Annotated in this window: 1 protein-coding gene; it reads right to left on the bottom strand. The window is 43.9% G+C overall.

Going from position 1 to position 977, the window contains the following annotated elements; genetic code table 11:
* Window positions 1-72: 72 nt before the first annotated feature.
* Window positions 73-756, bottom strand: a complete 684-nt coding sequence (locus tag QN359_RS19740; protein WP_322248434.1) for a hypothetical protein — start codon at window positions 754-756, stop codon at window positions 73-75.
* Window positions 757-977 lie beyond the last annotated feature (221 nt).

The following is a 977-nucleotide window of genomic DNA, read 5'->3' as shown; positions in this document are numbered from 1 at the left end:
GCCGCGCAGCTGTGGCAGAAACAGGCACTATCTTAAACTCTTTGAATAATTGTCTGGACTTAGGGGGCCACTTTAGTACTCCAACCATCTAACGATGGTTGCTGCTGCCTGTGGTGTGAGCTTTTTATAGCTGCTCAGAAAGCGCCCAATCAATTCATTCGCCAATGCTTTCGCTTCATTAAAGGATTCTTTACTGATGACCCATGTCAAATGTCGACCGCCGCTACTCATTATCTCTTGACCATCCTCATCGACTAACACCTCGCCTTTGCGGTTCTTCGCTACATGCTTGCGGTGTTCAAGCTGCGTCAGTTTATAAATTCGGGAGATCTCCCAGCCGTCATGTTCGGTTCGTTTTGCCGTTTCAAAATAGAGTCGTTGATACGGTTTTCTTGCATCTTTATATTTTGGAAAAACATCCAGTTCACCTTCGCCTTGTGACCAAAGCACATAAAAATTGACCTTGCCAAACTCTTGAATTTGCCGTTGATCCAGCGGTTTAACGATGACGAGATGGCCGCAAGAGTGACCTTGTTTGCGCGCATAGTCGCGTTGATGTCGCATCATACCGATGCCAATTTTGGCATGCATCTCAATTATAAAAGCAGGTAATTTGTCGATGCGTATCCAGCCACTTTGATAGAAATAATGCTTACTTTTAAGGTAATCGAGTAGTAGACGCATGGCTTGTGTGTGACTGCGCGGTAGCCGGATTTGCGCCAATACTGAGGTATCGTTCTCACTAAATTTAGGCATAGGATGTTCATTTAAAGAGTAATTAGGCGTATAGACATCGTTCTTATCTTTTTCAAGAACTGCTTTTTAGACGTTGATTAAGAACAGTAGTACGGCGCCATAACGATAGATTTGCGTTCAGTTCAAATCATCGGAAAGACGCCTATTATAGTGGATCCACATATCCGGACAACAGTTTAAACTAGTGTCTGTCGAAAAGAGACGAGGCAGACCATGAGTGA

Origin of the sequence: Undibacterium sp. 5I2, from assembly GCF_035019605.1 — a bacterium.
Lineage (GTDB): Bacteria > Pseudomonadota > Gammaproteobacteria > Burkholderiales > Burkholderiaceae_D > Undibacterium.
This window is presented reverse-complemented; position numbering and strand designations above follow the sequence as displayed.

What these genes read in the sequence shown, in the direction of transcription:
- QN359_RS19740 (WP_322248434.1), bottom strand. Translation starts at nt 756, where the DNA reads ATGCCTAAATTTAGTGAGAACGATACCTCAGTATTGGCGCAAATCCGG.